The 23656-nt window shown below is 72.7% G+C and carries 20 protein-coding genes and 1 pseudogene; 10 read left to right on the top strand and 11 right to left on the bottom strand.

Features of this window, described 5'->3' with window-relative positions; all coding sequences use genetic code 11:
- Positions 1–325: 325 nt before the first annotated feature.
- Positions 326–1105 carry a DeoR/GlpR family DNA-binding transcription regulator gene (locus tag ASC56_RS02630; protein ID WP_055489458.1) on the bottom strand — a complete coding sequence of 260 codons (780 nt, stop codon included), beginning with the start codon at positions 1103–1105 and terminating at the stop codon, positions 326–328.
- A 135-nt stretch (positions 1106–1240) separates the two neighbouring features.
- Here ASC56_RS02630 and ASC56_RS02625 point away from each other — a divergent pair, with 135 nt between their 5' ends.
- Complete coding sequence (locus ASC56_RS02625; protein ID WP_055489457.1) at positions 1241–2143, top strand: SIS domain-containing protein; 903 nt, start codon at positions 1241–1243, stop codon at positions 2141–2143.
- 12 nt (positions 2144–2155) lie between these two features.
- On the top strand, positions 2156–3034 hold the full coding sequence (locus ASC56_RS02620) for a class II fructose-bisphosphate aldolase (RefSeq protein ID WP_055489456.1): 879 nt from the start codon (positions 2156–2158) through the stop codon (positions 3032–3034).
- 193 nt (positions 3035–3227) lie between these two features.
- Here ASC56_RS02620 and ASC56_RS02615 read toward each other — a convergent pair whose 3' ends face one another.
- Positions 3228–4370 (bottom strand): methyltransferase, encoded by a 1143-nt coding sequence (locus tag ASC56_RS02615; RefSeq protein ID WP_199835868.1) that lies wholly within the window; start codon positions 4368–4370, stop codon positions 3228–3230.
- A 94-nt stretch (positions 4371–4464) separates the two neighbouring features.
- On the opposite strand from ASC56_RS02615, the gene ASC56_RS02610 reads away from it, so the two are divergent.
- The gene (locus tag ASC56_RS02610; RefSeq protein ID WP_055489455.1) at positions 4465–5154 is read left to right on the top strand and encodes an alpha-ketoglutarate-dependent dioxygenase AlkB; all 690 of its coding nucleotides are present in this window, start codon (positions 4465–4467) and stop codon (positions 5152–5154) included.
- Entirely contained in the window at positions 5151–6389 is a 1239-nt protein-coding gene (locus ASC56_RS02605; RefSeq protein ID WP_055489454.1) for an ROK family protein, read from the top strand. Before ASC56_RS02610 ends, ASC56_RS02605 begins: the two co-directional genes overlap by 4 nt.
- 57 nt (positions 6390–6446) lie before the next feature.
- Here the strand turns inward: ASC56_RS02605 and ASC56_RS41570 are convergent.
- Positions 6447–6754, bottom strand: a pseudogene (locus tag ASC56_RS41570) (phosphotriesterase); the annotation flags it as partial.
- A gap of 125 nt (positions 6755–6879) precedes the next feature.
- Here ASC56_RS41570 and ASC56_RS02600 point away from each other — a divergent pair.
- From ASC56_RS02600 to ASC56_RS02590, 3 genes are read left to right on the top strand one after another with little or no spacing between them, the layout of a single operon-like run.
- Entirely contained in the window at positions 6880–7170 is a 291-nt protein-coding gene (locus ASC56_RS02600; protein WP_055489453.1) for an SHOCT domain-containing protein, read from the top strand.
- Positions 7167–7916: an ABC transporter ATP-binding protein gene (locus ASC56_RS02595; protein WP_055489452.1), complete on the top strand. Its 750-nt coding sequence runs from the start codon at positions 7167–7169 to the stop codon at positions 7914–7916. Before ASC56_RS02600 ends, ASC56_RS02595 begins: the two co-directional genes overlap by 4 nt.
- Entirely contained in the window at positions 7913–10474 is a 2562-nt protein-coding gene (locus tag ASC56_RS02590) for an ABC transporter permease (protein ID WP_055489451.1), read from the top strand. The genes ASC56_RS02595 and ASC56_RS02590 overlap by 4 nt, the downstream gene beginning before the upstream one ends.
- 50 nt (positions 10475–10524) lie before the next feature.
- Here ASC56_RS02590 and ASC56_RS02585 read toward each other — a convergent pair whose 3' ends face one another.
- Both ASC56_RS02585 and ASC56_RS02580 read right to left on the bottom strand, forming a co-directional pair.
- A complete protein-coding gene (locus ASC56_RS02585; protein WP_055489450.1) occupies positions 10525–11049 on the bottom strand; it encodes an ATP-binding protein in 525 nt (174 codons plus the stop codon).
- Between the two features lie 241 nt (positions 11050–11290).
- A complete protein-coding gene (locus tag ASC56_RS02580) occupies positions 11291–11614 on the bottom strand; it encodes a hypothetical protein (protein WP_055489449.1) in 324 nt (107 codons plus the stop codon).
- A gap of 393 nt (positions 11615–12007) precedes the next feature.
- Here ASC56_RS02580 and ASC56_RS02575 point away from each other — a divergent pair, with 393 nt between their 5' ends.
- Positions 12008–13132, top strand: a complete 1125-nt coding sequence (locus tag ASC56_RS02575; protein ID WP_055489448.1) for a PLP-dependent cysteine synthase family protein — start codon at positions 12008–12010, stop codon at positions 13130–13132.
- On the opposite strand, the gene ASC56_RS02570 is transcribed toward ASC56_RS02575, so the two are convergent.
- Both ASC56_RS02570 and ASC56_RS02565 read right to left on the bottom strand, forming a co-directional pair.
- A complete protein-coding gene (locus ASC56_RS02570) occupies positions 13100–13618 on the bottom strand; it encodes an SRPBCC family protein (protein WP_055489447.1) in 519 nt (172 codons plus the stop codon). The two genes, ASC56_RS02575 and ASC56_RS02570, sit on opposite strands and share 33 nt — an antisense overlap.
- An 82-nt stretch (positions 13619–13700) precedes the next feature.
- Positions 13701–14531, bottom strand: a complete 831-nt coding sequence (locus tag ASC56_RS02565; RefSeq protein ID WP_055489446.1) for a DeoR/GlpR family DNA-binding transcription regulator — start codon at positions 14529–14531, stop codon at positions 13701–13703.
- Between the two features lie 391 nt (positions 14532–14922).
- On the opposite strand from ASC56_RS02565, the gene ASC56_RS02560 reads away from it, so the two are divergent.
- Positions 14923–17229, top strand: coding sequence for a hypothetical protein (locus ASC56_RS02560; RefSeq protein ID WP_234376833.1), 2307 nt, complete (start codon positions 14923–14925; stop codon positions 17227–17229).
- Here ASC56_RS02560 and ASC56_RS02555 read toward each other — a convergent pair.
- The 4 genes from ASC56_RS02555 to ASC56_RS02540 form a co-directional block, all read right to left on the bottom strand.
- Positions 17199–19637 (bottom strand): right-handed parallel beta-helix repeat-containing protein, encoded by a 2439-nt coding sequence (locus ASC56_RS02555; protein WP_055489445.1) that lies wholly within the window; start codon positions 19635–19637, stop codon positions 17199–17201. The two genes, ASC56_RS02560 and ASC56_RS02555, sit on opposite strands and share 31 nt — an antisense overlap.
- 123 nt (positions 19638–19760) lie before the next feature.
- On the bottom strand, positions 19761–20366 hold the full coding sequence (locus ASC56_RS02550) for a hypothetical protein (RefSeq protein WP_199835866.1): 606 nt from the start codon (positions 20364–20366) through the stop codon (positions 19761–19763).
- A 255-nt stretch (positions 20367–20621) separates the two neighbouring features.
- Positions 20622–21449 carry an MOSC domain-containing protein gene (locus ASC56_RS02545; protein ID WP_055489443.1) on the bottom strand — a complete coding sequence of 276 codons (828 nt, stop codon included), beginning with the start codon at positions 21447–21449 and terminating at the stop codon, positions 20622–20624.
- A 48-nt stretch (positions 21450–21497) separates the two neighbouring features.
- A complete protein-coding gene (locus ASC56_RS02540; protein WP_055489442.1) occupies positions 21498–21959 on the bottom strand; it encodes a DUF6643 family protein in 462 nt (153 codons plus the stop codon).
- Between the two features lie 291 nt (positions 21960–22250).
- On the opposite strand from ASC56_RS02540, the gene ASC56_RS02535 reads away from it, so the two are divergent.
- Positions 22251–23642 (top strand): TerD family protein, encoded by a 1392-nt coding sequence (locus tag ASC56_RS02535; RefSeq protein WP_055489652.1) that lies wholly within the window; start codon positions 22251–22253, stop codon positions 23640–23642.
- Positions 23643–23656: the final 14 nt, after the last annotated feature.

Here is a 23656-nt window from a genome sequence, read left to right as displayed (position 1 = left end):
AGGTACCAGCTTAGGCACACGGGGAGGTCGGAGCGCGGGGAAGCGGCGTCCGGAACCCGACCGGGCCGCGTCCGGCTCCGGCTGTGGCGGAGCGGGAGGCGCCGGGATGCCTGTCCCCGCGCTCCGTCGCGCGGCCCGCTCGCCGGTCCGTGAGCCCGTGCCGGCCGGCCGTCTCCTGCGAGCAGGGCGAGCCATGGCCCGTGGAATGCGTTCGTCCGAGTGTGTGGGCTCCATTCGAGGGTGCGCCCGCGGAGCCCGGCCGTCTGCGTTCGGGCCCGCGGGCCCATGGCGCCCCAGCCGCCTCCGTCGGGAGGTCGTGGTCGGGTCAGACCGTGAGGACCCGGATGCCCGCCTCCTCGAACCGCCGCACCATGTCCGCCCCCGCCGCCGTGTCCGTGACCAGCGTGTCCACCGACTCCGCCGGGCAGATCCGTGCGAACGCGCGCTGCCCCAGCTTGCTGGAGTCCGCCGCGACGACCACACGCTCGGCGCGCTCGCACAGCAGGCGGTTGATCGCGGCCTCCGCCTCGTCGTGCGCCGCCGCGCCGTGGGTGACGTCGAGCGCGACCACGCCGAGCACGGCCACGTCGAGGGTGATCTGGCCCAGCACCCCGTCCGCGAGCGGCCCGATGAGTTCGTACGACTGCGGGCGCGCGACCCCGCCCGTCACCACGATCTTGAACTGGGGGCGCACGGCCAGCTCGTTGGCGATGTTCAGCGCGTTGGTGACGACGGTCAGCGCGGGGGAGCCCGACGCCAGGTCGGCGCGTACCGCCAGGGCCCGCGCCACCTCCGTCGTGGTCGTGCCCCCGGTGAGGCCCACCGCCTCGCCGGGTGCGATCAGATCGGCCACCGCCCGCGCGACGCGCTGCTTCTCGGAGGCGCGGCGCGCCGTCTTGTAGCGCAGCGGCAGCTCGTAGGAGACACCGTGCACCACCGCGCCGCCCCGCGTCCGTACCAGCATCTGCTGCTCCGCCAGCTGGTCGAAGTCACGGCGGATCGTCGCGGCCGACACCGCCAGCTCGGCCGCGGCCTCCTCGACATCCAGCCGGCCCCGCTCGACGAGCAGGTCCAGCAGTGTCTTCCAGCGGGCGTCGCGTGACATCCGCACTCTCCGTTTCCTCGGTCTCCGACCCTAGCGCACCTCACTCGGGCTCCTGTGCTTGATTGTGCTTGAAAGCTCGCTATATCGTGCAAGAACACGCATGACGGAGTCATGCGCACAGCGGGAGGGCAGGGCATGACGCACGTCGAGGACGAACTGAACAGTCAGCCGGAATGCTGGACCCGCGCGGCCGCGGACGCCGGTGCGCACAAGGGGGCGCTTCCCGCGGCGGGCGAGCGGGTCGCCATCGTGGGATGCGGGACCTCGTTCTTCATGGCGCAGTCCGCCGCAGCGCTGCGCGAAGGCTGCGGGCAGGGCGAGACGGACGCCTTCGCCGCCTCCGAGTTCCCTTACGGGCGCCCGTACGACCGGGTCGTCGCCCTCACCCGGTCAGGTACCACCACCGAGGTTCTCGACCTCCTCGACCGGCTGCGGGGGCGGACCCGGACCACCGCCATCACCGCCGACCCGCACACGCCCGTGATGCATTGTGCCGACGAGGTGGTCGTCCTCGGCTTCGCCGACGAACGGTCCGTCGTCCAGACCCGGTTCGCGACCACCGCGCTCACCCTGCTCCGTGCCCACCTCGGTCTGCACCGGGACGCCGTGGTCTCCGACGCACGCGCCGCGCTCAACTCACCGCTGCCCGACGGGCTCGTCGACTGCGCGCAGTTCACCTTCCTCGGCCGCGGCTGGACCGTCGGGCTCGCCAACGAGGCCGGGCTGAAGATGCGCGAGGCCTCGCTGGCATGGACGGAGGCCTACCCGGCGATGGAGTACCGGCACGGCCCCATCAGCATCACCACCCGAGGAACCGCCACCTGGATGCTCGGTGAGGCACCCGAGGGCCTCGCCCGGCAGGTGGCGCAGACCGGAGGGCTGTGGGTGGCAGGCGCCCTCGACCCGCTCGCCGAACTCGTCCGGGTCCAGCGGCTCGCCGTCGCCGTGGCCGCCGCGCGCGGGCTCGACCCCGACCGGCCGCGCCATCTGACCCGCTCGGTGGTCCTCACCCCCGCCGGCGATCCGGGCGACCGGTGAGAAGGAGGAGTCGTGCCCCTCACAGCCACCGGTGAGCTGATCGCCGCCGCCGCCGCGTCGCGCGGAGCCGTCGCCGCGTTCAACGTCATCACCCTGGAGCACGTCGAGGCCGTGATCGCGGGCGCGGAGACCGTCGGCGCGCCGGTCGTGCTCCAAGTCAGCGAGAACGCCGTCAAGTTCCGCTACGGACGCCTGCTCCCGCTCGCTCGTGCCGCCGCCGCGGCCGCCCAACGCGCCGCCGTGCCCGTCGCCCTCCATCTCGACCACGTCCAGAGCGACGACCTGCTCCGCCAGGCGCCCGGCGCCGGGTTCAGCTCCGTCATGTACGACGCGGCCCGACGGCCCTACGAGGAGAACCTCGCCGCCACCCGTGCCGCCGCCGACTGGGCGCACGCCCACGGGCTCTGGGTCGAGGCGGAGTTGGGGCAGATCGGCGGCAAGAACGGCGAACCGCCGCCCGACCCGCACACCCCCGGCGCCCGGACCGACCCGAGTGAGGCCGCCGCCTTCGTGGCCGATACGGGAGTCGACGCCCTGGCGGTCGCCATCGGCAGCACCCATGCGATGACCACGCGCACCGCCGCCCTCGACCACGGCCTGCTGAAGCGGCTGACCGCCGCGCTCGACGTGCCGCTCGTGCTGCACGGCTCCTCGGGACTGCCGGACGACGAGCTGACGGCGGCCGTGGCGGGCGGCATCGCGAAGGTCAACATCGGGACCGCCCTGAACGCCGCGATGACCGGTGCGATCCGGGAGTTCCTCGCGCAGCACCCCGAGGCCGTCGACTCGCGCAAGTACCTCGCCGTCGGAAGGGAGGCGATGGCCCGCACCGTGGCCCGTCTGGTCACCGTGCTGCGGAACGGTGGTACGTCGGCGCCCGAGTCACCGTAGGCGCCGCTGGTGGCTTCCCACCGCCCGGGAGACGGAGATCCACCTCGGTGAACCGCCCGTCGTCGTGAACATCGGCGTCGGTGTGCACGGCGTGGCGAGCCGCACGGACGTCTTCATGCTTCCGCGGCTGTGGCAGTCGCCACGCGCCGTGCGGGGCACCATGGGATCCGCAGCTTCCTGACGGCCTTCGGGATCACTTCTTGACGGCCTTCAGGATCACGAACTTCGGGTCGCTCGCCACGACTTCGCTGTTGCCGAACATGCGTCGCAACTTCACGTGGTAGCCCAGGTGACGATTGCCGATCACCCACAGCTCGCCCCCCGGCCGCAGGGCGCGCCGCGCCCCGTCGAACATGCGCCGGGCGGTCGCGTCCGTCGTCGCCTGGTGGGAGTGGAACGGCGGGTTGTTGAGGACGAGGTCGACGCTGGCCGCTGGCACTCCGGAGAGGCCGTCGCCGACCCGGAACTCCGCCGTCCCCTTCGCGTTGTCCCGGTACGTCGCCTCGGCCGAGGCGACCGCCTGGTACGACTCGTCGACGAACAGCACCTCGGCCTCGGGGTTGGCCAGCGCGGCCGCCAGACCGACCACCCCGTTGCCGCAGCCCAGGTCCACGACCCGCTCGGCGCCCCGGCCGCGCGGCAGGTGCCGAAGGAGGAACCGGGTCCCGATGTCGAGACGGTCGGCACAGAAGACCCCCGCGTGGTTGGTGACGGTCCGGCCGGACAACGGACCGATGTCATCCGGGAGTCGATAGCGGTACGGCCACGGGTTGGCGCCCCGTTCGAGCCCGGGGTCGGGGGTGCAGAAGACGAGCCGGGCCTTCTGCTCGGCGAGCGAGGTGCGGGTCGGGCCGAGGACCCGCTCGAACAGCTTCAGCGTCGAGGTGTGGATCTCCTTGACCATTCCCGTGCCGACCACCACCGTCCCCTCGTGCACACCGGGCGCCAGCCGGTGCAGCTGATCCTCCAGCAGCGCAAGGCTCTTGGGCACCCGGACGAGGAGGACGTCGATGCGGGACGGCGGGTCGTCCTGAGTGGTCAGGAGCCGGACGGCATCCGCGTCGACGCCGTTGCGTACGAGATTCGCCCGGGCCGCCTCGCGGGCCAGGAACGAGTCGGTGATCTGCGTCGGGCGGTGCGCCGCGAGCGCCGTGGTCAGCGCGCCCCACCGGTCACCGACGACCACGACCGCGCCGCTCAGCGGAGTGCCGCTCGCCGCGAGGTGCCGCAGCAGATACGCGTCGGACGCGTCCCAGGCGCGCAGCCGGTCGCGGGGATCCTCGGGGAAGCGGGTCAGCGCGTACTCGCCCCAGGGCGTGGTCAAACGGTCGTTCATCGTGCGTCCAGGCTAGCCGAGCCGCAGCTCAGCCCCCGTCCCGGGCCGTTGCGCGCGGGCCCGCGGACCGGGCCGGATACGTGATGATGGGGCCATGGACGCCGAGCTGTTCCCGCGATGCCGCAGGGAGGTGGCACCCGGCGCGGTCCATGTGCCGGACTGGCTGGACGCGGGCCGCCAGAGGCGGCTGCTGGAGGCCTGCCGGGAATGGGCCAGGCCGCCCGCCGGTCTGCGGACCGTGCACACTCCCGGCGGCGGCACGATGACCTCCCGGCAGGTGTGCCTCGGCCACCACTGGTACCCGTACGGGTACGCCCTCACGGTCGTCGACGGCGACGGCGCCCCCGTCAAGCCGATGCCGGACTGGCTCGCCGGGCTGGGCCGCGAGGCGGTCGAGGCCGCTCTCGGCCCGCGGGCCCTGCCGCCGGAGCCGTACGACATCGCCCTGATCAACTTCTACGACGCGGGCGCCCGCATGGGCATGCACCGCGACAGCGACGAGCAGTCCGACGCCCCCGTGGTGTCGCTGAGCCTCGGTGACTCCTGCGTCTTCCGCTTCGGCAACAGGGAGACCCGGGCGCGCCCGTACACGGACGTCGAACTGCGCAGCGGGGACCTGTTCGTCTTCGGTGGCCCGGCGCGGCTCGCCTATCACGGGGTGCCGCGGGTGCATCCGGGGACGGCACCGCCCGCGCTGGGGCTGACGGGGCGGCTGAACATCACGCTGCGGGTCAGCGGCTTCCCGCCGGCCGTGGAGCGGATCATGGGAGACTCACCCTCATGAACGGCAAGGCGGGCCCCAAAGCGGCAGGGGAAGGGAACACACGGACGCGGCTGGACCGTGGGCGCGGCGCACTCGGACCCGCCTTGGAGCTGGTGCACACCGGGCGTGCGCCGACGCGTGCCGTGCTCACCGCCGAGCTGGGCGTCACCCGGGCGACCGCAGGAGCGGTGGCCGCCGAGCTGGAGGCGCTCGGCCTGATCCGGGTGGACGCGCACCCGGGTGCCGCCGCCGGTGCGCAGGGCCGGCCCTCGCACCGGCTGGAGGTCGCCGAGGACGGGCCCGTGGCGCTCGCGGCCCAGGTACACGCGGACGGCTTCCGGGCCGCGCTAGTCGGGCTCGGGGGCAGGATCGTCGCCACCGCGCCGGGCTGCGAGACCGTGGACGCCGACCCCGCCAAGGTGCTTGGTTCGGTGGTGGAAGCGGGCGCCGAGCTGCTGCGCGAGACCGGGCGGCGGTGTGTGGGCGCCGGGCTCGCCGTGCCGTCGGCGGTCGCCGAGCCAGAGGGTCTCGCGCTCAACCCGCTGCATCTGGCCTGGCCCGTGGGGGCGCCCGTGCGGGAGATCTTCGCCGAGCGCGTGTGCGCCGCGGGCATCACCGGGCCCGCCTTCGCCGCCAACGACATCAATCTGGCCGCCCTCGCCGAGCACCGGCACGGCGCGGGCCGGGGCTCCCGGGACCTGCTGTGTGTGGCCACCGGGCACCGGGGCGTGGGCGGCGCGCTGGTGCTGGACGGGCGCCTGCACACCGGCAGTTCGGGGCTCGCCCTTGAGGTGGGGCACCTCACCGTCAACCCCGAGGGCCGTCCCTGCCACTGCGGCAGCCGCGGCTGTCTCGACGTGGAGGCGGACCCGCTGGCCCTTCTGGAGGAAGCCGGCCGCGAGGCGGGGCCCGAGGTCTCCCAGCTCCAGCAGGCGGACGACCTCGTCCGCACGCTCCACCGGACCGACCCGGTCGTCCGCACCGCCGTCGAGGTACTGATCGACCGGCTGGGTCTAGGCCTCGCCGGACTGGTCAACATCCTCAACCCGGACCGCATCATCCTCGGCGGCCTGCACCGCACCCTGCTCGACGCCGACCCCGAGCGGCTGCGTGCCGTGGTCGCCGACCGCAGCCTGTGGGGCCGTAGCGGCGGCGTCCCCATCCTGCCCTGCACGCTGGACCACAACAGCCTGGTGGGAGCCGCGGAACTGGCCTGGCAGCCCGTACTGGACGACCCACTGGCGGCGCTCGCCTGACGGTCCTCGTGGCCGTCCGGTGCGCATGCGGCGCATCACCGGAACCGATGCCCCTCCGCCGCCAGCGGCACGCTGCGCCCCCCTGCGCCGAGCCGCCCAACCTGCCGCTGCGGCTTGTTCGGAGACGGAGGCGTCGGCGAGCCGGCCGCGCAGCCGGGCGAGCGCGCCGCCGTCGTGGTGCAGGGCCTGGTGCAAGCCCGTCGCGGCCACCACGTGCACGCCCGTCTCCCGGACAGTGCCGGCAGATCGGCGGCACGACGGCCCAGCCCGTACGGCGTCCACTGCAGCACGCCGCCACCGCCCTGCTCGCGGAACGCGGTCGGCTCGGCCCGGGCGGCGGACACGTCGAGCTCTCCGGGGAGCAGCCGTCGGCCGCCCGCCTACTCCCGGAGAGGTACCCGCACTGCCGCTGCCCGTACGACGACCCGGACCCCCTCGCGGCGCGACTCTCGAGACATCACCGCACACCCCACCGAGGAGATGACCCGAGATGCAGACGCTGGCCCACTGGGACGGCGGTCCCGGTCCGTGGATCCTGTTCTTCCCCCTGTTCTGGGCGGCCGTCGTGTTCGGCGCCGTCACCGTTCTGCGCCGCACCGCCTGGCGCCGACGCGGCGCGCCCTGGCACGGTGTGGACGCCCGTCCGACGGGCGACTCGCCCATCGACGTGCTCGGTCGTCGCTTCGCCTCCGGCGAGATGGACGAGGACGAGTACTGGCGTCGGCTCTCCGTCCTGGACGAACGGTTCGGCCGCACGGGCGGCAAGGGCGGTGCCGTATGAGCATCGCCGCCGCGACGAGGACGGCAGCGGGGGTCGCCGACGCCGTCAAGGTGTACGGCGGCGGCGACACCGCCGTACGGGCCCTGGACGGGGTGAGCGTCGACTTCCCGGCCGGCCGCTTCACCGCGATCATGGGGCCCTCGGGTTCCGGCAAATCGACCCTCATGCACTGCGCGGCGGGCCTCGACACGCTCACCTCCGGCTCCGCCTTCATCGGCGACACGGAGCTGAGCACCCTCGACGACCGCCGCCTCACCCTGCTGCGCCGCGACCGGATCGGCTTCGTCTTCCAGGCGTTCAACCTGGTGCCGACGCTCACCGTGGCGGAGAACATCACGCTCCCCATCGACCTGGCCGGTGGCCGGGGCGACCGGGAGTGGATCGATGCCCTCGTCGACGTCGTCGGACTGCGCGGCCGGCTCCACCACCGGCCGGCCGAACTCTCCGGCGGTCAGCAGCAACGCGTCGCCGTGGCCCGGGCGTTCGCCGGTCGGCCCGACGTCGTCTTCGCCGACGAGCCCACCGGCAACCTCGACTCCCGCTCCGGTGACGAGGTGCTGGGCCTGCTCGGCCGCGCGGTGCGCCAGATGGAACGCGCCGTCGTCATGGTCACCCACGACCCGGTCGCCGCCGCCCACGCCGACGAGGTCGTCTTCCTCGCCGACGGGCGCCTGGTGGACCGTATGGAATCGCCGACGCCCGAAAGGGTCCTCGACCGGATGAAGGCCTTCGAGGTGAGGTCGTGAACGCCTCACTGCGTCTGAGCGTCTCCTCGCTGCGCGCCCACCAACGGCGCTTCGCGGGTACCTTCCTCGCGGTGTTCCTCGGCGTCTCCTTCCTCGCGGGCACGCTCGTCATGGGCGACACGCTGCGCGCGAGCTTCAGCGCCATGTTCGGGGACGCGACGGCCGGGACCGATGCCGTCGTGCGCAGCGCCGACACCATCACCACACCCGGTGAGAGCCAGGGCGTGCGACAGCCCGTCGCCACCTCGCTGGTCCCCGTGATCGAGAAGGTTCCCGGTGTCGCCGCGGCGGCGCCCAGCATCCAGGGCAGGGGTCAGCTCCTGGGCGCCGACGGCACGCCCGTCGGCGGCCAGGGCCCTCCCACCCTCGCGGGCAACTGGATCACCGACCCGCAGCTGAACCCGTACCGGCTCGCCGAGGGCCGGGCCCCGGCAAGGAGCGGCGAGGTCGTCGTCAACCGGGGCGCCGCCAAGAAGGGCCACCTTCGCCTCGGTGACACGACGACCCTGCGCACGCCCGATCCCGTCAAGGTCACCATCGTCGGCCTCGCGACCTTCGGCGGTGCGGACGGCATGGGGCAGGTGACCTTCACCGGCATGACCGAGACCGACGCCGGGAAGTACCTCACCGCCGAGCCCGGTCAGGCCGCGAGCATCCAGGTGCGCGCGGGTCCTGGGGTCGGCCGCCAAGCGCTCGTCTCCGCGCTGACTCCGGTGCTGCCCAGGGGAGTCGAGGCCATCACCGGCCAGGAGTCGGCGCGGGAGAACACCGACATGGTCTCCAGCCAGTTCCTGTCCCTGTTCACCTCCTTCCTCCTCGTGTTCTCCGGTGTGGCGCTGCTCGTGGCGACCTTCTCCATCCACAACACGTTCGCGATCGTCGTCGCCCAGCGCACCCGTGAGAACGCCCTGCTGCGTGCCCTCGGCGCGTCGCGCCGCCAGGTCACCGTCGCGACCCTCGTCGAGGCGAGCGTCGTCGCCGTCACGGCCTCGGCCGCCGGCCTCGCGGGCGGCATCGGCATCGCCGCCGGACTGCAGGCCCTCTTCCCGGCCGTCGGATTCCCCTTCCCCGAGGGCGACTTGGTGATCGGCGCGCTGTCCCTGCTGCTGCCCCTCGCGGTCGGCATCGTGGTCTGTCTGGGCTCCGCCCTGCTGCCCGCGGTACGCGCCGGACGCACCGCACCCCTGGCCGCGTTGCGGGAGGCCGCCGTCGACCAGTCGGGCGCCTCGCGCACACGCGTGGTCGTGGGTGGCTCGCTCGCCGCGTCGGCCGTCGCGAGCACTCTGGCCGGGGTCCTGGTGACCCCCTCCCTGTGGCTCGCCGGCCTCGGGGCGGTGCTCGCCCTCGCGGCCTTCGTGGTCCTCGGCCCGGTGGCCTCCTCGACGGCCGTCCGTGCCCTGGGCGCCCCCCTCGACCGGCTGCGTGGCGTCACCGGCGCCCTCGCCCGCCGCAATGCCCTGCGCAGCCCCAGGCGGACCGCCGCCACCGCGAGCGCCCTGATGATCGGCGTCGCCGTCGTCTCGCTGTTCACGGTCTTCGCCGCGTCGCTCAAGGCCACCATGGACCAGACCGTCTCCCGGTCCTTCGCCGGTGATGTCGCCGTCAGCTCGCCCTCGTTCGGCGCGGGCGGCAGCGGGCTGAGTCCGAAGCTGGCCCCCGCGATCGCCCGGGAGCCCGTCGTCGCGCACGCCGTCGGACTGGGCCGCGGAGTGGCGAAGGTCGACGGCGGCGGACGGGCGCTGACCGTCACCGACCCCGTCACCCTCGGCGAGGTCTTCGACCTCGGCACGCTACGTGGCTCGCTCGACCACCTCGGCACCGACGGCCTCGCGATCACCGAGAAGGAGGCCGACCGGCAGCACCTGTCCGTCGGCGCCACCGCTCGTCTCACCTTCACCGACGGCACGACGCAGCCCTTCACGGTCCGCGCGGTCTACGGCCGGTCCGAACTCGCCGGGGACTACGTCATCACCCGCGCCGCCTGGGCCCCGCACCGCACCCAGGACTCCGACACGATCGTCGCCGTCTCCTTCAAGCCGGGCGTCCGCACGGCCGAGGGCAAGGCCGCGGTGCGGAAGATCGCGGCACAGTACGGGAATCCGTCGGTGCAGACTCGCGACGAGTACGCCAAGTCCTCAGCGGGAGGGATCGACATGATGCTCACCCTCGTCTACGCGCTCCTCGCCCTCGCGGTGCTCATCGCCCTGCTCGGCATCGCCAACACCCTCACCCTGGCGATCCATGAGCGCACCCGTGAACTGGGCCTGCTCAGGGCGGTCGGGCAGACCCGCTCCCAGCTGCGGGCCATGGTCCGCTGGGAGTCGGTCCTCGTCGCCGCCTTCGGCACGACGGGCGGGCTGGTCCTGGGGGCCTTCCTCGGCTGGGTGCTGGTCAAGTCGTCCGACGGCGCTTCCGGTACCGCCTTCGCCTTCGCGGTGCCGCCCGCGCGCCTGGCCGTGGTGGCGCTCGTGGGCCTCGCGGCCGGTGCCCTCGCCGGGCTGCGTCCGGCCCGGCGGGCGAGCCGCCTGGATGTGCTGCGCGCCATCGCGACGGAATGACGCCGGGGACGCCCGCTCAGGGGCGTGCCGAAGGTGGGGTCACCGCCCGGTCAGCCGGCAACGGCGGACCGGGCGGGAGCGTGTTGCGTCCTGCGCTCGTCGACCGCGAGCGCCCGGGCCGGTGCCTCGAGGGCCTTCTCGTACGGGGTGAGGCTCGGCACCGGTCGGGTCGGCACCGACGAGGTGGCGGGCAGCGTGAACCAGACGACCTTGCCCGAGTCGCCGTCCGGGCGCACGCCCCAGCTGTCGGCCATCGCGGCGACCATCGCGAGGCCCCGTCCGCTGGTGGCGGAGCAGTCCGCCTCGCGCAGCTGCGGAAGGCGCGGGTCGTGGTCGCGCACCGAGACGGTGAGCCGGTCGAGCAGGAGCTCCATCTCCACGGTGCACGTCTTGTCGGGCTGGGCATGCAGGTGCACGTTCGTCAACAGCTCCGTCACACCGAGTGATGCCCGGTCTATCAAAGGATCGAGGTGCCAGTAGCGCAAGTGCGCCGATACGATTCTGCGGACCTGGCCGATCCGCGACGGCAGGGCTTGGAGCTCCACCGTGCAGTGCCTGCTTGGCTGGCTGATCACGGCTGCGACTCCCCGAATTGAGGTCCGGAAGAAGACGGAGAACGGATCCAGCAGGAGGGCTGGGCGTACCGCCGCCTGCTGCGCGGCTGAGTACTCCGGCCGCTTGGTGCGGTACGGCTTCGTACGGGGGCCGCCCGCTGTCGTGACCGGCGGCTGGTTCTTCAGCGTTATCGCCGGTAAACCCAGAGTGATGTGCAACCAGCGTGACCCAACGGGTCACGTCCCGCAACTCGCGCCGGAATCAGCGGCCGCGCCCGGCCGCCTTGCGGACCGCCTCGATGAACCGTCGTGCCGACGGCGTCCCCGGCTGCCCCGGCGCGGGATCGTGGTCGCCGAGAGTCAGCGAGTAGCGGGTGCCGTTCAGATCGGCCAACGCCCGGTCCTCCGGCGCGAACCAGGGCTTCGACGCCCGCACCGCCTGCACCGGCGCGCTGTCGATCTCGCTGCCGTAGCTGGTGAGCAGCCGCAGCCGGCCGTCGCTGATGCGAACCTGTCCGGCCCGGGTGAGCGAGCGCAGTCTCTTCCCGATCCGCACACCTGTGGCCGTGAAGTCCGGCTCCGCCATGATGCCCTGCCCCCTTGTACGTTCGACTGTGCCCGGTCCGGATCCCGGAATGAACCGCGATCCGGCGTGGCCCTGATCGGGTCCGGTCGTGATCCAGTGTGCATCCCCGTACGGAGGCCCGCGTCCCGGCGCTGCCCGGCTGCCCGACCGGCGTCCCGCCGTGCAGTCTGCCCGCACCCGGCGGCTCGCACCAGTGCGCAAGCGGAGGTCGCACCGGGTATCCGGCGCACTCACGCGGATGCGCCCCCCTGGTCCTGCGCCGTTCACCAGGGTCGCCTTTGAGCTGCTCAAAGACGCGTTTATGCAGGTGAGAAGCGTTGCGAAAGCTGTCTATGATCGAGGCGTCCAGACGCGTGAACCCGGCGTCGGCGCACCTCGGTAAGGAGTCCCGCCGTGAGCACCCCCCAGATCACCCGCCCCGGCGAGACGCTCGACGTCGACCGGAGCGACGCCGAGTACCGCACCTGGCTCAAAGAGGCCGTCCGCAAGGTCCAGGCCGACGCCAACCGCTCGGCAGACACGCATCTGCTGCGCTTCCCGCTGCCCGAGCACTGGGGCATCGATCTGTATCTGAAGGACGAGTCGACCCACCCCACCGGCAGCCTCAAGCACCGCCTCGCCCGTTCCCTGTTCCTGTACGGACTGTGCAATGGCTGGATCCGGCCGGGTCGCCCGGTGATCGAGGCGTCCAGCGGTTCGACGGCCGTCTCCGAGGCGTACTTCGCCAAGCTCATCGGCGTCCCCTTCATCGCGGTCATGCCGCGCACGACGAGCGCCGAGAAGTGCCGCCTCATCGAGTTCCACGGTGGACGGTGCCACTTCGTGGACGACCCGCGGACGATGTACGAGGCCTCGGCCGCCCTGGCGGCGGAGACCGGCGGCCACTACATGGACCAGTTCACCTACGCCGAGCGGGCCACGGACTGGCGCGGCAACAACAACATCGCCGAATCCATCTTCCGCCAGCTGGAGTTGGAGCGCTTCCCGGAGCCCGCCTGGATCGTCGCCACCGCGGGCACCGGCGGCACATCGGCGACCATCGCGCGGTACGTGCACTACATGCAGTACGACACCCGCGTCTGTGTCGCCGATCCGGAGAACTCATGCTTCTTCGAGGGCTGGACGACGGGCGATTCGGACGTCACCTACGACTGCGGCTCGCGTATCGAGGGCATCGGGCGGCCCCGGATGGAGCCCAGCTTCGTGCCCGGCGCGATCGACCGGATGATGAAGGTCCCGGACGCGGCCAGTGTGGCCGCCGTCCGAGCCCTGGAGGGGGCGATCGGGCGCAAGGCGGGCGGCTCGACCGGCACGGGGCTGTGGAGCGCGCTGAAGATCGTCGCGGAGATGGTGGCCGAGGGGCGCACGGGCAGTGTGGTCACCCTGCTGTGCGACCCGGGCGACCGCTACCTGGACAAGTACTACTCGGACACCTGGCTCGCCGAGCAGGGCCTGGACATCGCGCCCTACACGACGGCTGTCGAGTCACTGCTGGCGACCGGGGTGTGGCCGGACTGATCCCGGGCCGGAACCGCGGGACGCCAGCCGCCGGTCCAGTGCCGTCACCGCGCCGCCGAACGCCCGCCCCAGACCCCAGCGCGCCCCCTTCAGCAGGAACCGGAAGACCGCGGAGCCGTCGGCCGCGAAGGTCCACTGCACACGGGTGCCCGTGCCGGCGGGCGCGAGCCGCCACTCCTCCAGGAGCGCGTGGACCCCGGGCACGCCTGCCTCGTCCACCCGGTACGCGTACACCTCGTGGGGCTCGGCCGCCACGACCGTCTCCCGGTAGCGGGTGCCGCCCATGAGGCGCACCTCGCGCCCGGCCCCCTCGTCGACGGTCCGGGCGGAGGTCACCGCGGCGAACCACTCGCTCCAGCCGGGAACGTCCTCGGCGAGGGCCCGGAACACCGCCTCCGGGGGTGCGGCGATCTCCCGCGCGAACACCAGCCGCACGGGAGCGGTACGGGCGAAATCCAGTCCCACCGGACGCAGACGGCGTGCCATGGACGCAACCTCCTCGCGGGAGACGGACCTCCCGCACACAAGCGGTGGTGCCGAGGACGGCGTCACCATAGCGGGCGGCCCGTCAGGTGTCTGTACCGTCTCCGTCTTCCCCGGCCACCACCAGCCGCCTGAGGTGTTCCGAGACCTCCGCCCGCGCCCCGGCCGGCAGCCCCGCGTCGGTCACCAGCGTGTCGACCTGCTCCAGCGCGGCGAACGAACTCAGGCCCACCGTGCCCCACTTGGTGTGGTCGGCGACCACCACGACACGCCGCGCGGACTGCACGAGCCGCCGGTTGGTCTCCGCCTCCGCGAGGTTCGGCGTCGACAGGCCCGCCTCCACCGATATCCCGTGGACACCGAGGAACAGCACGTCGAAGTGGAGGGACGCGATCGCCTGGTCGGCCACGGGCCCCACGAGCGAGTCGGACGGCGTCCGCACGCCACCGGTGAGCACGACCGTGGCAGCACCCTGCTGCCGGCCCGAGGTCCGCTGCGCCGAATGGAAGACGTCGGCCACTCGCACCGAGTTGGTGACGACGGTCAGATCCGCCACGTCGAGCAGGTGGTGGGCCAGCGCATACGTCGTCGTCCCGCCGGACAGCGCGATCGCCGTGCCCGGCGCGACCAGCTCGGCCGCGGCTCGCGCGATGTCCTCCTTGGCCGTCAGCTCCAGACCCGACTTGGCCTCGAACCCCGGCTCGTGCGTGCTGGCCTCCACCAACGGCACCGCACCGCCGTGCACCTTCTCCAGCACGCCCTGACGGGCGAGCGCGTCGAGATCGCGGCGGACCGTCATGTCGGAGACGCCGAGCTTGCGCGTCAGCTCGTTCACACGGACGCCGCCGCGCCGTCGTACCTCGTCCAGGATCAGGGCACGGCGCTGCTCCGCGAGGAGGTTCTGATTCTCGCTCACGTCCGCACCGCTCCCTTTCGCCCGATCACATCCGACATGCCGTCCGTACCGGCTCCGACGAGGTCATTCACCCGCCACCGGTCGGCCGCCGAGGATGTCCCATCCTCGCACGGGTCGTCACGAGTGGCGCCACCCCCGTCCCTCATGGACCACCACCCGCTGTCCACCGCTGTCACTCGTATCGGGGAGATTCCGTGACAACGCGTGTGCACATCCGCTCCTGTGGAGATCCTCAGCGTGCCCGGGACACACCGGCACGGGGGAGGTACAGATCAGTGGAGCGTGCGCGGGAACGCACGGGGGGCGCGGCAGCGCCGGGCAGCGGTCCACGGCGGCCGGGGCGGCCCTGGAGCTCCTGGTCCACGGAGTGGGCGGCACCACGCCCGAGCAGATGCTCGGTGATCCACGGACGGTCCGGATCACCGGTGACGAGACCGCCGCCGTGTACCGGCGCGCCGACGACACCGACGCGGAGCGGCAGCCCGAGGACCACCCCGGCCGTCCCGTCCCCGAGGCATACGTCTGGTGCAACCTCACCTCCGGGAACGCCGCCCGAGCCCTGTGGCTGTTGCTTCTGCCGTTCATGGTGGCCAACCTCGCGCACTGGATGCGCCCCACGACGACCGGTCGGCAGCGCACGGTCCGGCTGTACGGGCTGATCGTCCGGCTCGTCGGGCTCACGCTCACCGTGCTGCTGGTCGCGGCCGCCTGTGAGGTGGCGCTGGACCTGGCGGCCTGGCAGTGCGCGGGCACACCCGCGTGCGCCGGCCGGCACACATGGCTCGGCTTCCTCTCACCCGTCGGCTCCGACCACGGCTGGTGGAGCCTGCCGGGGCGGCGGCTGGCCCTGGCCTCGCTGGTCCCCACCCTGCTCACCGGCCTGCTCTGGTACCTGTCGCACCGCACCTGGAGCGCCTACGAGTCCCAGCAGCCGATCCCCCGCCGCGACGAACCCGACGACGAGCCCGGCTCCACCGGGCTCGGCCGCCCCGGCTTCTGGTACGGACGCCGACTGGTGGCCCGGTTGCGCGCCGCGCACACCGCCGCCGGCTTCCTCACCGTCGCCGCCGTACTCGGGACCGCCGCCGCCCGCCACGACCGCCACCACGGCTCTGTCCAACTCGAAGCGCTGAGTTGGCTCCTGGCCGCGACTCTCCTCGCGGGCGCGGTGGTTGTGGTCTGGGTGGTGTGCCGTAGGGGCCGCACCGAGAACCGGCTCGACCAGGAACTCGACCGCACACTGGTGCGCCGGCTGCCCGCGGGCGCGCTCGCCGTGCTCGTCCTGACCATGGTGTACGCGGGCTGGTCGCGCCCCGGCTGGCGGTCGGCGGGCCGGCTGCCGACGGCCACGGCGTTCGGCGGGCTCGCCATCGCCCAGGGGCTTCTCGTGATCGCCCTCGGTGTCGTGGCCCATGTCCTGCACCGTGTCCATCCCAGTCCGCGCACCGCGGTTCGCGGACTGGCCGGGCCCGCCGTCGCGGTGCTGGCATGTGCGCTCGGCGGCGTGATGTCCGGAGGCGTGGCCCAGCGGTTCGCCGACTGGCTGGACGGCACGGGCCACACCATCGCCGGCCCGCCCGTCCTGCTCACCTGGCAGGCGTCCACGATCCCGCCGCTGCTGCTCGTACTGCTCGTCCTCATCGCGGTGCTGGCCCGGCGCACCTGGCTGCTTCGACGCGCCGAGACGCCCGCCGTAGAACTCGACCACCCGGGCGAGCCCAAGGACACGTCCCGTACCCTGCGCATCGCGGGCACGCGCGCGATGGCCGCACTCACCGACCGGGCCCCGCTCGTCGTCGGCGTCACGTCGGTGGCCACTCTGCTCCTGGGCGCGGTGGCCCTGGCGGGGGCCTTCGCCACCGACGACACGCCGGAGGGGGCCGTGCGGGGCGCGCCCTCCTTCGTCCGGGGCGCCGTCGAGACCGCGCAGACGCTCGGCTCCTGGCTGATCGGCGTCGGCTTCCTGCTCTTCGTCACCTGGGGCCGCCGCGCCTACAAGGACCCCGCCGCACGCCGCACCATCGGCATCCTGTGGGACGTCGGCACGTTCTGGCCGCGCGCCGCCCATCCCTTCGCCCCGCCCTGCTACGCCGAGCGCGCGGTACCCGACCTGACCTGGCGCATGGCCGCCTGGACGCGCATCACCGGCGGGCGGCTCGTCCTGTCGGGTCACTCCCAGGGCAGCGTGCTGGCGGCGGCCGCGGCCTGGCAGGTGAAGCCCGCCGTACGCAGGCGGGTGGCCCTCCTGACCTACGGCTCGCCGCTGGAGCGGCTGTACGGGCGCTGGTTCCCGGCGTACTTCGGCCCCGCCGCGCTCAGCGCTCTGCACCGCGAGGTCGACTGCTGGCGCAATCTGTACCGCCTCACGGACCCGATCGGCGGTCCGATACGGCTGCCCGGCGACTGCGGCCCACAGGTGGACCGCGCACCCCTCAAGGACCCGCTCGCCTACGGCCGCACCGACAGACAGCCCCTGCCCGCACCCATCCTCGGACACGGCGACTACCAGGCGGACCCCGCGTTCGCCGAGGAGCGTGAGCGCCTGCTGGCGAGACTGCGGCGGGGGCTGCCCGCACCGCGGCCCGGAAACACCCCGCCGGAGACCGCCGGTACGCAACCCGGGCAGGACCCGTCGGAGGCCGGTGAGGAGCCCGGAGGTGGCGCGGCTCAGGGCAGTTCCGGCAGGTCCTCCGGGTAGAGCAGGGTCAGGTCGTCCGTGTTCGGTTCCGCCAGCTGGGCGACCCGGCCCGCGTGCCGCTCCACCATCGCCTCGAAGGTCTGGCGCGCGGTGCGGCCGTTGCCGAACGTGGGTCCCTTGGGGATCGCCGTGAAGTACTTCAGCAGTGCCTCGACGGTCCCCGGACCCAGCCGGTACTCGTGCTCCTCGGCCTGCTGCTCCACGATTCGCAGCAGCTCCTCGGGGCCGTAGTCGCCGAAGGTGATGGTCCGTGAGAAGCGGGATGCCACACCGGGGTTGACCGACAGGAACCGCTCCATCTCGGCCGTGTAGCCCGCGACGATCACCACGACCGCCTCCCGGTGATCCTCCATCAGCTTCACCAGCGTGTCGATGGCCTCGCGCCCGAAGTCCCGCCCGGAGTCCTCCGGCGACAGCGCGTACGCCTCGTCGATGAACAGCACTCCGCCACGCGCCCGGTCGAAGGCCTCCTGGGTGCGGATGGCGGTGGAGCCGATGTGCTCGCCGACCAGGTCGACCCGGGAGACCTCGACGAGATGGCCCTTCTCCAGGACGCCGAGCGAGGCCAGGATCTCGCCGTAGAGACGGGCGACGGTCGTCTTGCCGGTGCCGGGGGAGCCCGTGAACACCAGATGCCGTCGTGCGGATGCCGCCTTGAGGCCCGCCTGCTGCCGGCGGCGGCCCACCTCGATCATGTCCGTCAGGGCGCGCACCTCGCGCTTGACGCTCTCCAGGCCCACCAGCGCGTCGAGCTCCCCGAGCACGTCCTGTGACGTACGCGCGGGCTTCTCCGGCTCCGGGGCGGCCGTGAGGAGGGGTTCCTGCTCGGTGGTGCGCTGGCTGGGGATGCCCAGCAGGCCGGGGGACTGGGCCGTCGTCTGCACGGCGGTCTCCTGCGCCGCGACGGACCGCAGCCCCGCACTCTCGTCGCTGGTGCAGTCCTCGACGATCGCACCACCACCGCCCGCGCCTCCCGGACCACCGTCCGCGAACTCGTAGCCACCGCGCGCGCACCGCTCCGTACGGCACTTCTTGAGCGTGGCACGGCAGCCGTCGATCACATGGAAGCCGTAGCCGCCGCTGCCCGTCACCCGGCAGTTCAGGAAGCTGCCCCGGCCGCCCGCCGAGACGTAGAAGCCCGCCTCCGCGGGGGAGGTCACCGTGCAGCGCTCGATGGTGGGGTCGGCGCCCTTGGTGACGATCACGCCCGTCTGGGTGCCGTCGATGGTGCAGCCGGACAGCGTGCCGCCGCTGCCGTGGTCGCGGAACCAGGCGCCCGTCGCAGCGTCCCGGATCCGGCAGTCGTCCAGCTGCGCGGTGGCCCCGTCGCTCACCGACACCGCGGTGTTGCGCACCTGCGTGAGGTCGCTGTCCACGACGTCCGCGCGCGAGCCGCGGTCGAGGACGAAGAGGGCGTCCGGCACGTCGTGCACCCGGCACGAGTCGAGCACGGCGGTCGCGCCGTCGCTGACCCACACCGCCGGGTAGTCCCCGGTGCTGTCGAAGATCTCGCACTGATTGGCGTCCACGCGCGTGCCCGGGTCCCACACCGACAGGCCGTTGCGCCCGAACTGCCGCACGCTCGTGCGGGTCAGGGTGAGCACCGAGCGGGAACGCAGGTCGACCGCGTTCTCCGGGATGTCGTGGATGCGGCAGTCGGCGAGCGTCAGCACCGCGTCCGTGTCGAGCGTGACGCCGTCCGCGGTCGTGCGGTGCACATCGCAGTCCGTGAGGTGCGCCGTGGCCCGCCCGGTGACCTGGACACCGGACCCTCGGACCTCGTACACCTCACAACCGACCGCCTCCAGCGCGGAGTTCTCCCCGGTCGCCGACAGGCCCGCGCCCGAGGTGTGGTGCACCCGGCAGCGCTCGAGCCGTGGGTGCGCGCCGCCACGGACCGCGACGCCCGACTGGGCCGCCGCCACGACCTCGCACTCCTCGAACACCCCGCCGCCGCCGTCCACGACGGCGATGCCGATGCCGGCCGGGTTGTCGACCGTGCAGCGCCGAGCGGTGGGGCGCGCGCCGCCGCGGACCTCGATACCGGCCGAGGACCGCGTCATGATCCGTACGTCCACCAGTTCCGGCGCGCCCTCCTCGACGAGCAGTGCGGGCGCGGACGCGTCCTGGCCCTCGATGTGCAGGTCCTGGACCACGGCGGAGGCCCGCACGGTCAGCGGGACGCCGTCCACCGGTGCGATGCGCACCGAGCCCGGGGAGCCCTCGGGCCCGCGCAGCGTCACCGCCCGCTGGACGACGAGGTTCTCCCGGTAGGTACCGGGAGCGATGGTGAGGACGTCCCCGTCGCCCGCGGCCTCCAGGGCGGCGGCGAGCGACGCGTACTCACCCGTGCGGCGCCGCCACCGCGATGTGCCGGTGTGCGTCACCTGGACCGTGCCCTGTGCCATGGCGCTACTGTGCCCCCACCTCGTGTAACGCGGGTTCTCGCGAAGATGCCGGACAACCGAACAGCCCGGTCGGTCCACCGTAGCGTGCGCGGAGACGGCTGGTTGACCGGAGGCCGAAGGCCGTCAACTGCCCGTGCCCGTCCGGCCCCAGTCCGGGCCCGCCCTGTCCCATGCCTGGTCCCAGCGCGCGTACCGGCGCAGGAGCATACGCCAGACGATCAGTCGGCGGCCGCCTTCGACGAGTCCCGCGGTCATCGCGGCGGCACCGAAACCGGCCAGCACGGCATGCGTCGTCGCGGTGCCGCTGTCCAGCGGACGGGCCGCTATTCGGCCGTGGTCGTCGGCCCAGAGGTCGAAGTGGTCGCCCCGGCGCGGGGACTTGAGGTCGGCCAGGACGGTGCCGTGCTGTGCGGAGCCGTCCGGTGCGCTCCAGTCGGCGAGCACCTGGCTGCGCGCGTCCCGCATCGTCGAGGACTCCGGATCCGGCTCCAGCGGACCGCGGTTGAGCTTCCTGACGACCGTCGCCGTCACCAGGTGGCGGGAGCGCTGCTGGTCCCGCACGGACTTCTGCAGGGAGGTCTGGGCGATCGATCCGATCACGGCCCCGGCCAGGGGCGCGGCGGCAAGGATCAGCAGCAGGGTGACCAGCGCGACCCAGGCCTCGACGAGATCGGTCGTACGGCGCAGCGGATTGTGCCGCCAGCGCCAGAGACCGCCGATTGCTCGCACCGTCCCGCACCCCCTTCCGCCTCCGTGACAACCCCCGCGCAGGCCGTTCATCTCCGAGGCCGGGGACGAGAGAGCGAAATCACCGCTCTCACGCCCCACCGGCCTCTTGTGAACTTCTCACGCAGACTCAACGGCCGCGCCGGTCGCCGGGGTTCCCCGCCCGCGAGTCGAGTTGTCGAATCGAGGATCTCCCCGGCCGCCGGTCCGCGGGACCGCATTCCGGTAAATGGCGCGGGAAGGGCCCTTCGGGCTGGGCTATTCGAGGATCGTGACCGGATCGGCGATGCGGAGCGTCCCGGGCGTCTGCGGCACAAGGTTCTGTCCGAAGGCCAGTCTGTCGCCGAAGCGCCGGTGGCGGCCGAGGGTGCGCAGCGGTTCCCTGCCGCGCTCGGCGGTGGCCTGGTCCGTGGTGGTCACGACGCAGCGGCCGCACGGCTTGGCGACCCGGAACACGACCTCGCCGATGGCGATCCGCTTCCAGCTGTCCTCGGCCCAGGACGCCGTGCCAGCCACGACGACGTTCGGCCGGAAGCGGTTCATGGGCAGCGGGCCCTCGCCGGGGTGGTCACCCTGGGCGATCAGGAAGTTGAGGGCATCGAGGGAGGCGAGCGTGGTGAGGAGCAGCGGATAGCCGTCGGCCAGGCTGACCGTCTCGCCCGGGCGACCGTACGGCGGGTCGTCGATGGGGCGGCGGGTGGCGGGGTCGTCGAGGTGGACCAGGGTCACGCCCTCACCGAGATAGGTGCTGAACCATGCGCTCGCCTCGGGACCGGCGGGGACGGTCTCGATCTTCTCTCCCGCCCACTTCGCGGTCCTCGTGCCGGGCCCTTCGGGCACGGCGACGTCCAGCGGGTCGAGGCCGGATGCCGACACGCGGATGCCGCCGCCGGGCAGGAGCTCGGCGGCGGCCAGTGCCAAGCGCGGCTGCTCGCGTTGGGTGACGACCTTGCCCGCATCGTCGATCAGTGCCCAGCGCCGGTCCCCGGCCATCCCCCATGGCTCCACCACGGCCACCTGGGGCGCCTGGCCCCGTAGTGCCTTGACCGGGTGGACGTGAATCGAGTGCAGCGCTGGTGTCGGCATGAGGCCATCGTGCCATCGGACACCGATGGCCTCACACCGTGATGCGGATCAGTATCCGCGGTACTGCTGCCCGTTGTTGTACGGGTCCTGGTACGGCGCCTGGGGCGGCCGGGGCGCCGCGGGGCGCATCGCCTCGTAGCCCGTGCCCGTGGCCATCGGGCGCGGCTGCTGCATGTGCTGCGTGTGCTGCATCTGCTGGGGTCCGGGGTAGCCGCGCGGACCCGCCTGCTGCGGGATGTACGCGGTCGGAGCCTGCTGCAGCGGCGCGGGCTGCGGGGTATGCGGGTAGCCGTAGGCCGGAGCCTGGTGGGAGGGGCCGGCCGGCAGCGCGGGAAGCGCCGACGGCAGTGCCGGCAGGTTGCTGCCCGGCGTCTCGTAAGCGGAGGGGACCCGGATCGGGGCGATCTGAGGGGTACCCCGCTCGGCGACGAGCGAGTCGTAGATCGGGGTGTCCGGGAAGGGCGACGCGGAGTAGTAACCGCCGCCATAGGTGGAGCGGGGGGAGGTCATGGCACATAAGTTAAGCCCACGATGTGCTGGTTGGGGAGACCGATAAGAGGGTTGTTTTCCGTGTCCGGGGTGACGGGGGATCCCCAATGCGAGCGAACTTGGCAAAAAGGGGCAGCGGACCGGGTTTGGATCGTGTAAAGGCCGAGTTCCCAGGGGGTTACCGGGAGTTGAGCAGGAGTCTTCCGGCGCGGGTCATGGGAGTTCACACTCCCTGGGATTAGGTTGGCGGGAACGGATGCAACGGACTGCCAGGCCTCGGTCCTGGCGCGGCGACACGTGATGGGGGCGGGCATGTCTATGCCGAAAGGATCGAATCTTCAGGTGCCGGCGACGGCGCTGCGCGTCGAATTGGGCTGGCGTTCCGGGCCCGGCGCACCCGACGCGGACGCCTCGGCGCTGCTCCTGGTCTCCGGCAGGGTCCGTAACGACGGCGACTTCGTCTTCTACAACCAGCCCACCCACTCCTCCGGCGCGGTGCGTCACGAGGGCAAGCGGGACATGGGCGGCCAGGTGACCGACACGCTCTTCGTGGACCTCGCGCGCGTGGAGGCCGCGATCGAGACGGTGGTGCTCGCCGCCTCCGCCGACGGCGGAACGTTTGGGCAGGTGCCCGGGTTGTACATCCGTGTACTCGACGCTCAGCAGGGCACGGAGGTGGCACGTTTCGACCCCGCCGCGACCGTCGAGACCGCGTTCGTGCTCGGGGAGTTCTACCGCCGCCAGGGCGGCTGGAAGTTCCGCGCCGTGGGACAGGGCTACAGCAGCGGACTCGAGGGGCTGGCGACGGACTACGGCATCACGGTGGACGAGCCGCAGCACATCACGCCGCCTCCTTCGCCCACCGCCCGCATCGACTGGCCGCACGCCCCGGCCGGCCCGCCGGTCACCGCCTCCGCGCCGCCCGCGCCTCCGGTCACGATGCCCCCGCCGCCCGCGCCGCCCGTCACCCTGCCCCCGTCGCCGGTGACCGCAGCGCCTCCCACCGGCCCGTACGGCGCGCCGCCGTCCCCGCTCCCCGCTGCACCGACGGCGCCCCCCGCCCCGGTCCGGCTCAGCAAGGTCACGCTCACCAAGCAGGCGCCCTCGGTCTCGTTGGCCAAGCAGGGCGGTACCTCCGGTGTCATGCGCGTGAACCTCAACTGGCAGGTGCGCAAACAATTCTCCGGTTGGGGCGGCAAGCGCGGCCGGGCGGTGGCCATGCACGCCGACCTCGACCTGGACCTGTGCGCCCTGTACGAGCTGTCGGACGGGAGCAAAGGGGTGGTCCAGGCGCTCGGCAACGCCTTCGGCTCACTCTTCCAGCCCCCGTTCATCCACCTCGACGGCGACGACCGCACCGGTGCCGTGGAGACCGGTGAGAACCTCACCGTCAACCTCGACCACAAGCAGAGCTTCCGGCGCATCCTCATCTTCGTGACCATCTACGAAGGCGCCCGATCCTTCGCCGACCTGCACGCCACCGTCACGCTTCAGCCGCAGCACGGCGCGCCCGTGGAGTTCTTCCTGGACGAGTGCACCGTTCCCTCGACCGTGTGCGCGCTCGCCCTCATCACCAACACCGGCGGCGACCTGGTCGTTCAGCGCGAGGCCCGCTATCTGGTCCCGGAGCGAGGCATCAGCCCGCAGCGCACGATCGACTACGCGTACGGATGGGGCATGAACTGGACCCCCGGCAGGAAGTGACCGCCCCATCGCCG

It is taken from the genome of Streptomyces sp. TP-A0356 (assembly GCF_001417775.1).
Taxonomy (GTDB): domain Bacteria; phylum Actinomycetota; class Actinomycetes; order Streptomycetales; family Streptomycetaceae; genus Streptomyces.
This window is presented reverse-complemented; position numbering and strand designations above follow the sequence as displayed.

Bases quoted from the DNA above. Each gene is read 5' to 3' on its own strand.
- ASC56_RS02630 (WP_055489458.1), bottom strand. From the start codon at position 1,105: ATGTCACGCGACGCCCGCTGGAAGACACTGCTGGACCTGCTCGTCGAG.
- ASC56_RS02625 (WP_055489457.1), top strand. From the start codon at position 1,241: ATGACGCACGTCGAGGACGAACTGAACAGTCAGCCGGAATGCTGGACC.
- ASC56_RS02615 (WP_199835868.1), bottom strand. From the start codon at position 4,370: ATGAACGACCGTTTGACCACGCCCTGGGGCGAGTACGCGCTGACCCGC.
- ASC56_RS02610 (WP_055489455.1), top strand. From the start codon at position 4,465: ATGGACGCCGAGCTGTTCCCGCGATGCCGCAGGGAGGTGGCACCCGGC.
- ASC56_RS02605 (WP_055489454.1), top strand. From the start codon at position 5,151: ATGAACGGCAAGGCGGGCCCCAAAGCGGCAGGGGAAGGGAACACACGG.
- ASC56_RS02600 (WP_055489453.1), top strand. From the start codon at position 6,880: ATGCAGACGCTGGCCCACTGGGACGGCGGTCCCGGTCCGTGGATCCTG.
- ASC56_RS02595 (WP_055489452.1), top strand. From the start codon at position 7,167: ATGAGCATCGCCGCCGCGACGAGGACGGCAGCGGGGGTCGCCGACGCC.
- ASC56_RS02580 (WP_055489449.1), bottom strand. From the start codon at position 11,614: ATGGCGGAGCCGGACTTCACGGCCACAGGTGTGCGGATCGGGAAGAGA.
- ASC56_RS02570 (WP_055489447.1), bottom strand. From the start codon at position 13,618: ATGGCACGCCGTCTGCGTCCGGTGGGACTGGATTTCGCCCGTACCGCT.
- ASC56_RS02560 (WP_234376833.1), top strand. From the start codon at position 14,923: ATGCTCGGTGATCCACGGACGGTCCGGATCACCGGTGACGAGACCGCC.
- ASC56_RS02555 (WP_055489445.1), bottom strand. From the start codon at position 19,637: ATGGCACAGGGCACGGTCCAGGTGACGCACACCGGCACATCGCGGTGG.
- ASC56_RS02545 (WP_055489443.1), bottom strand. From the start codon at position 21,449: ATGCCGACACCAGCGCTGCACTCGATTCACGTCCACCCGGTCAAGGCA.
- ASC56_RS02540 (WP_055489442.1), bottom strand. From the start codon at position 21,959: ATGACCTCCCCCCGCTCCACCTATGGCGGCGGTTACTACTCCGCGTCG.
- ASC56_RS02535 (WP_055489652.1), top strand. From the start codon at position 22,251: ATGTCTATGCCGAAAGGATCGAATCTTCAGGTGCCGGCGACGGCGCTG.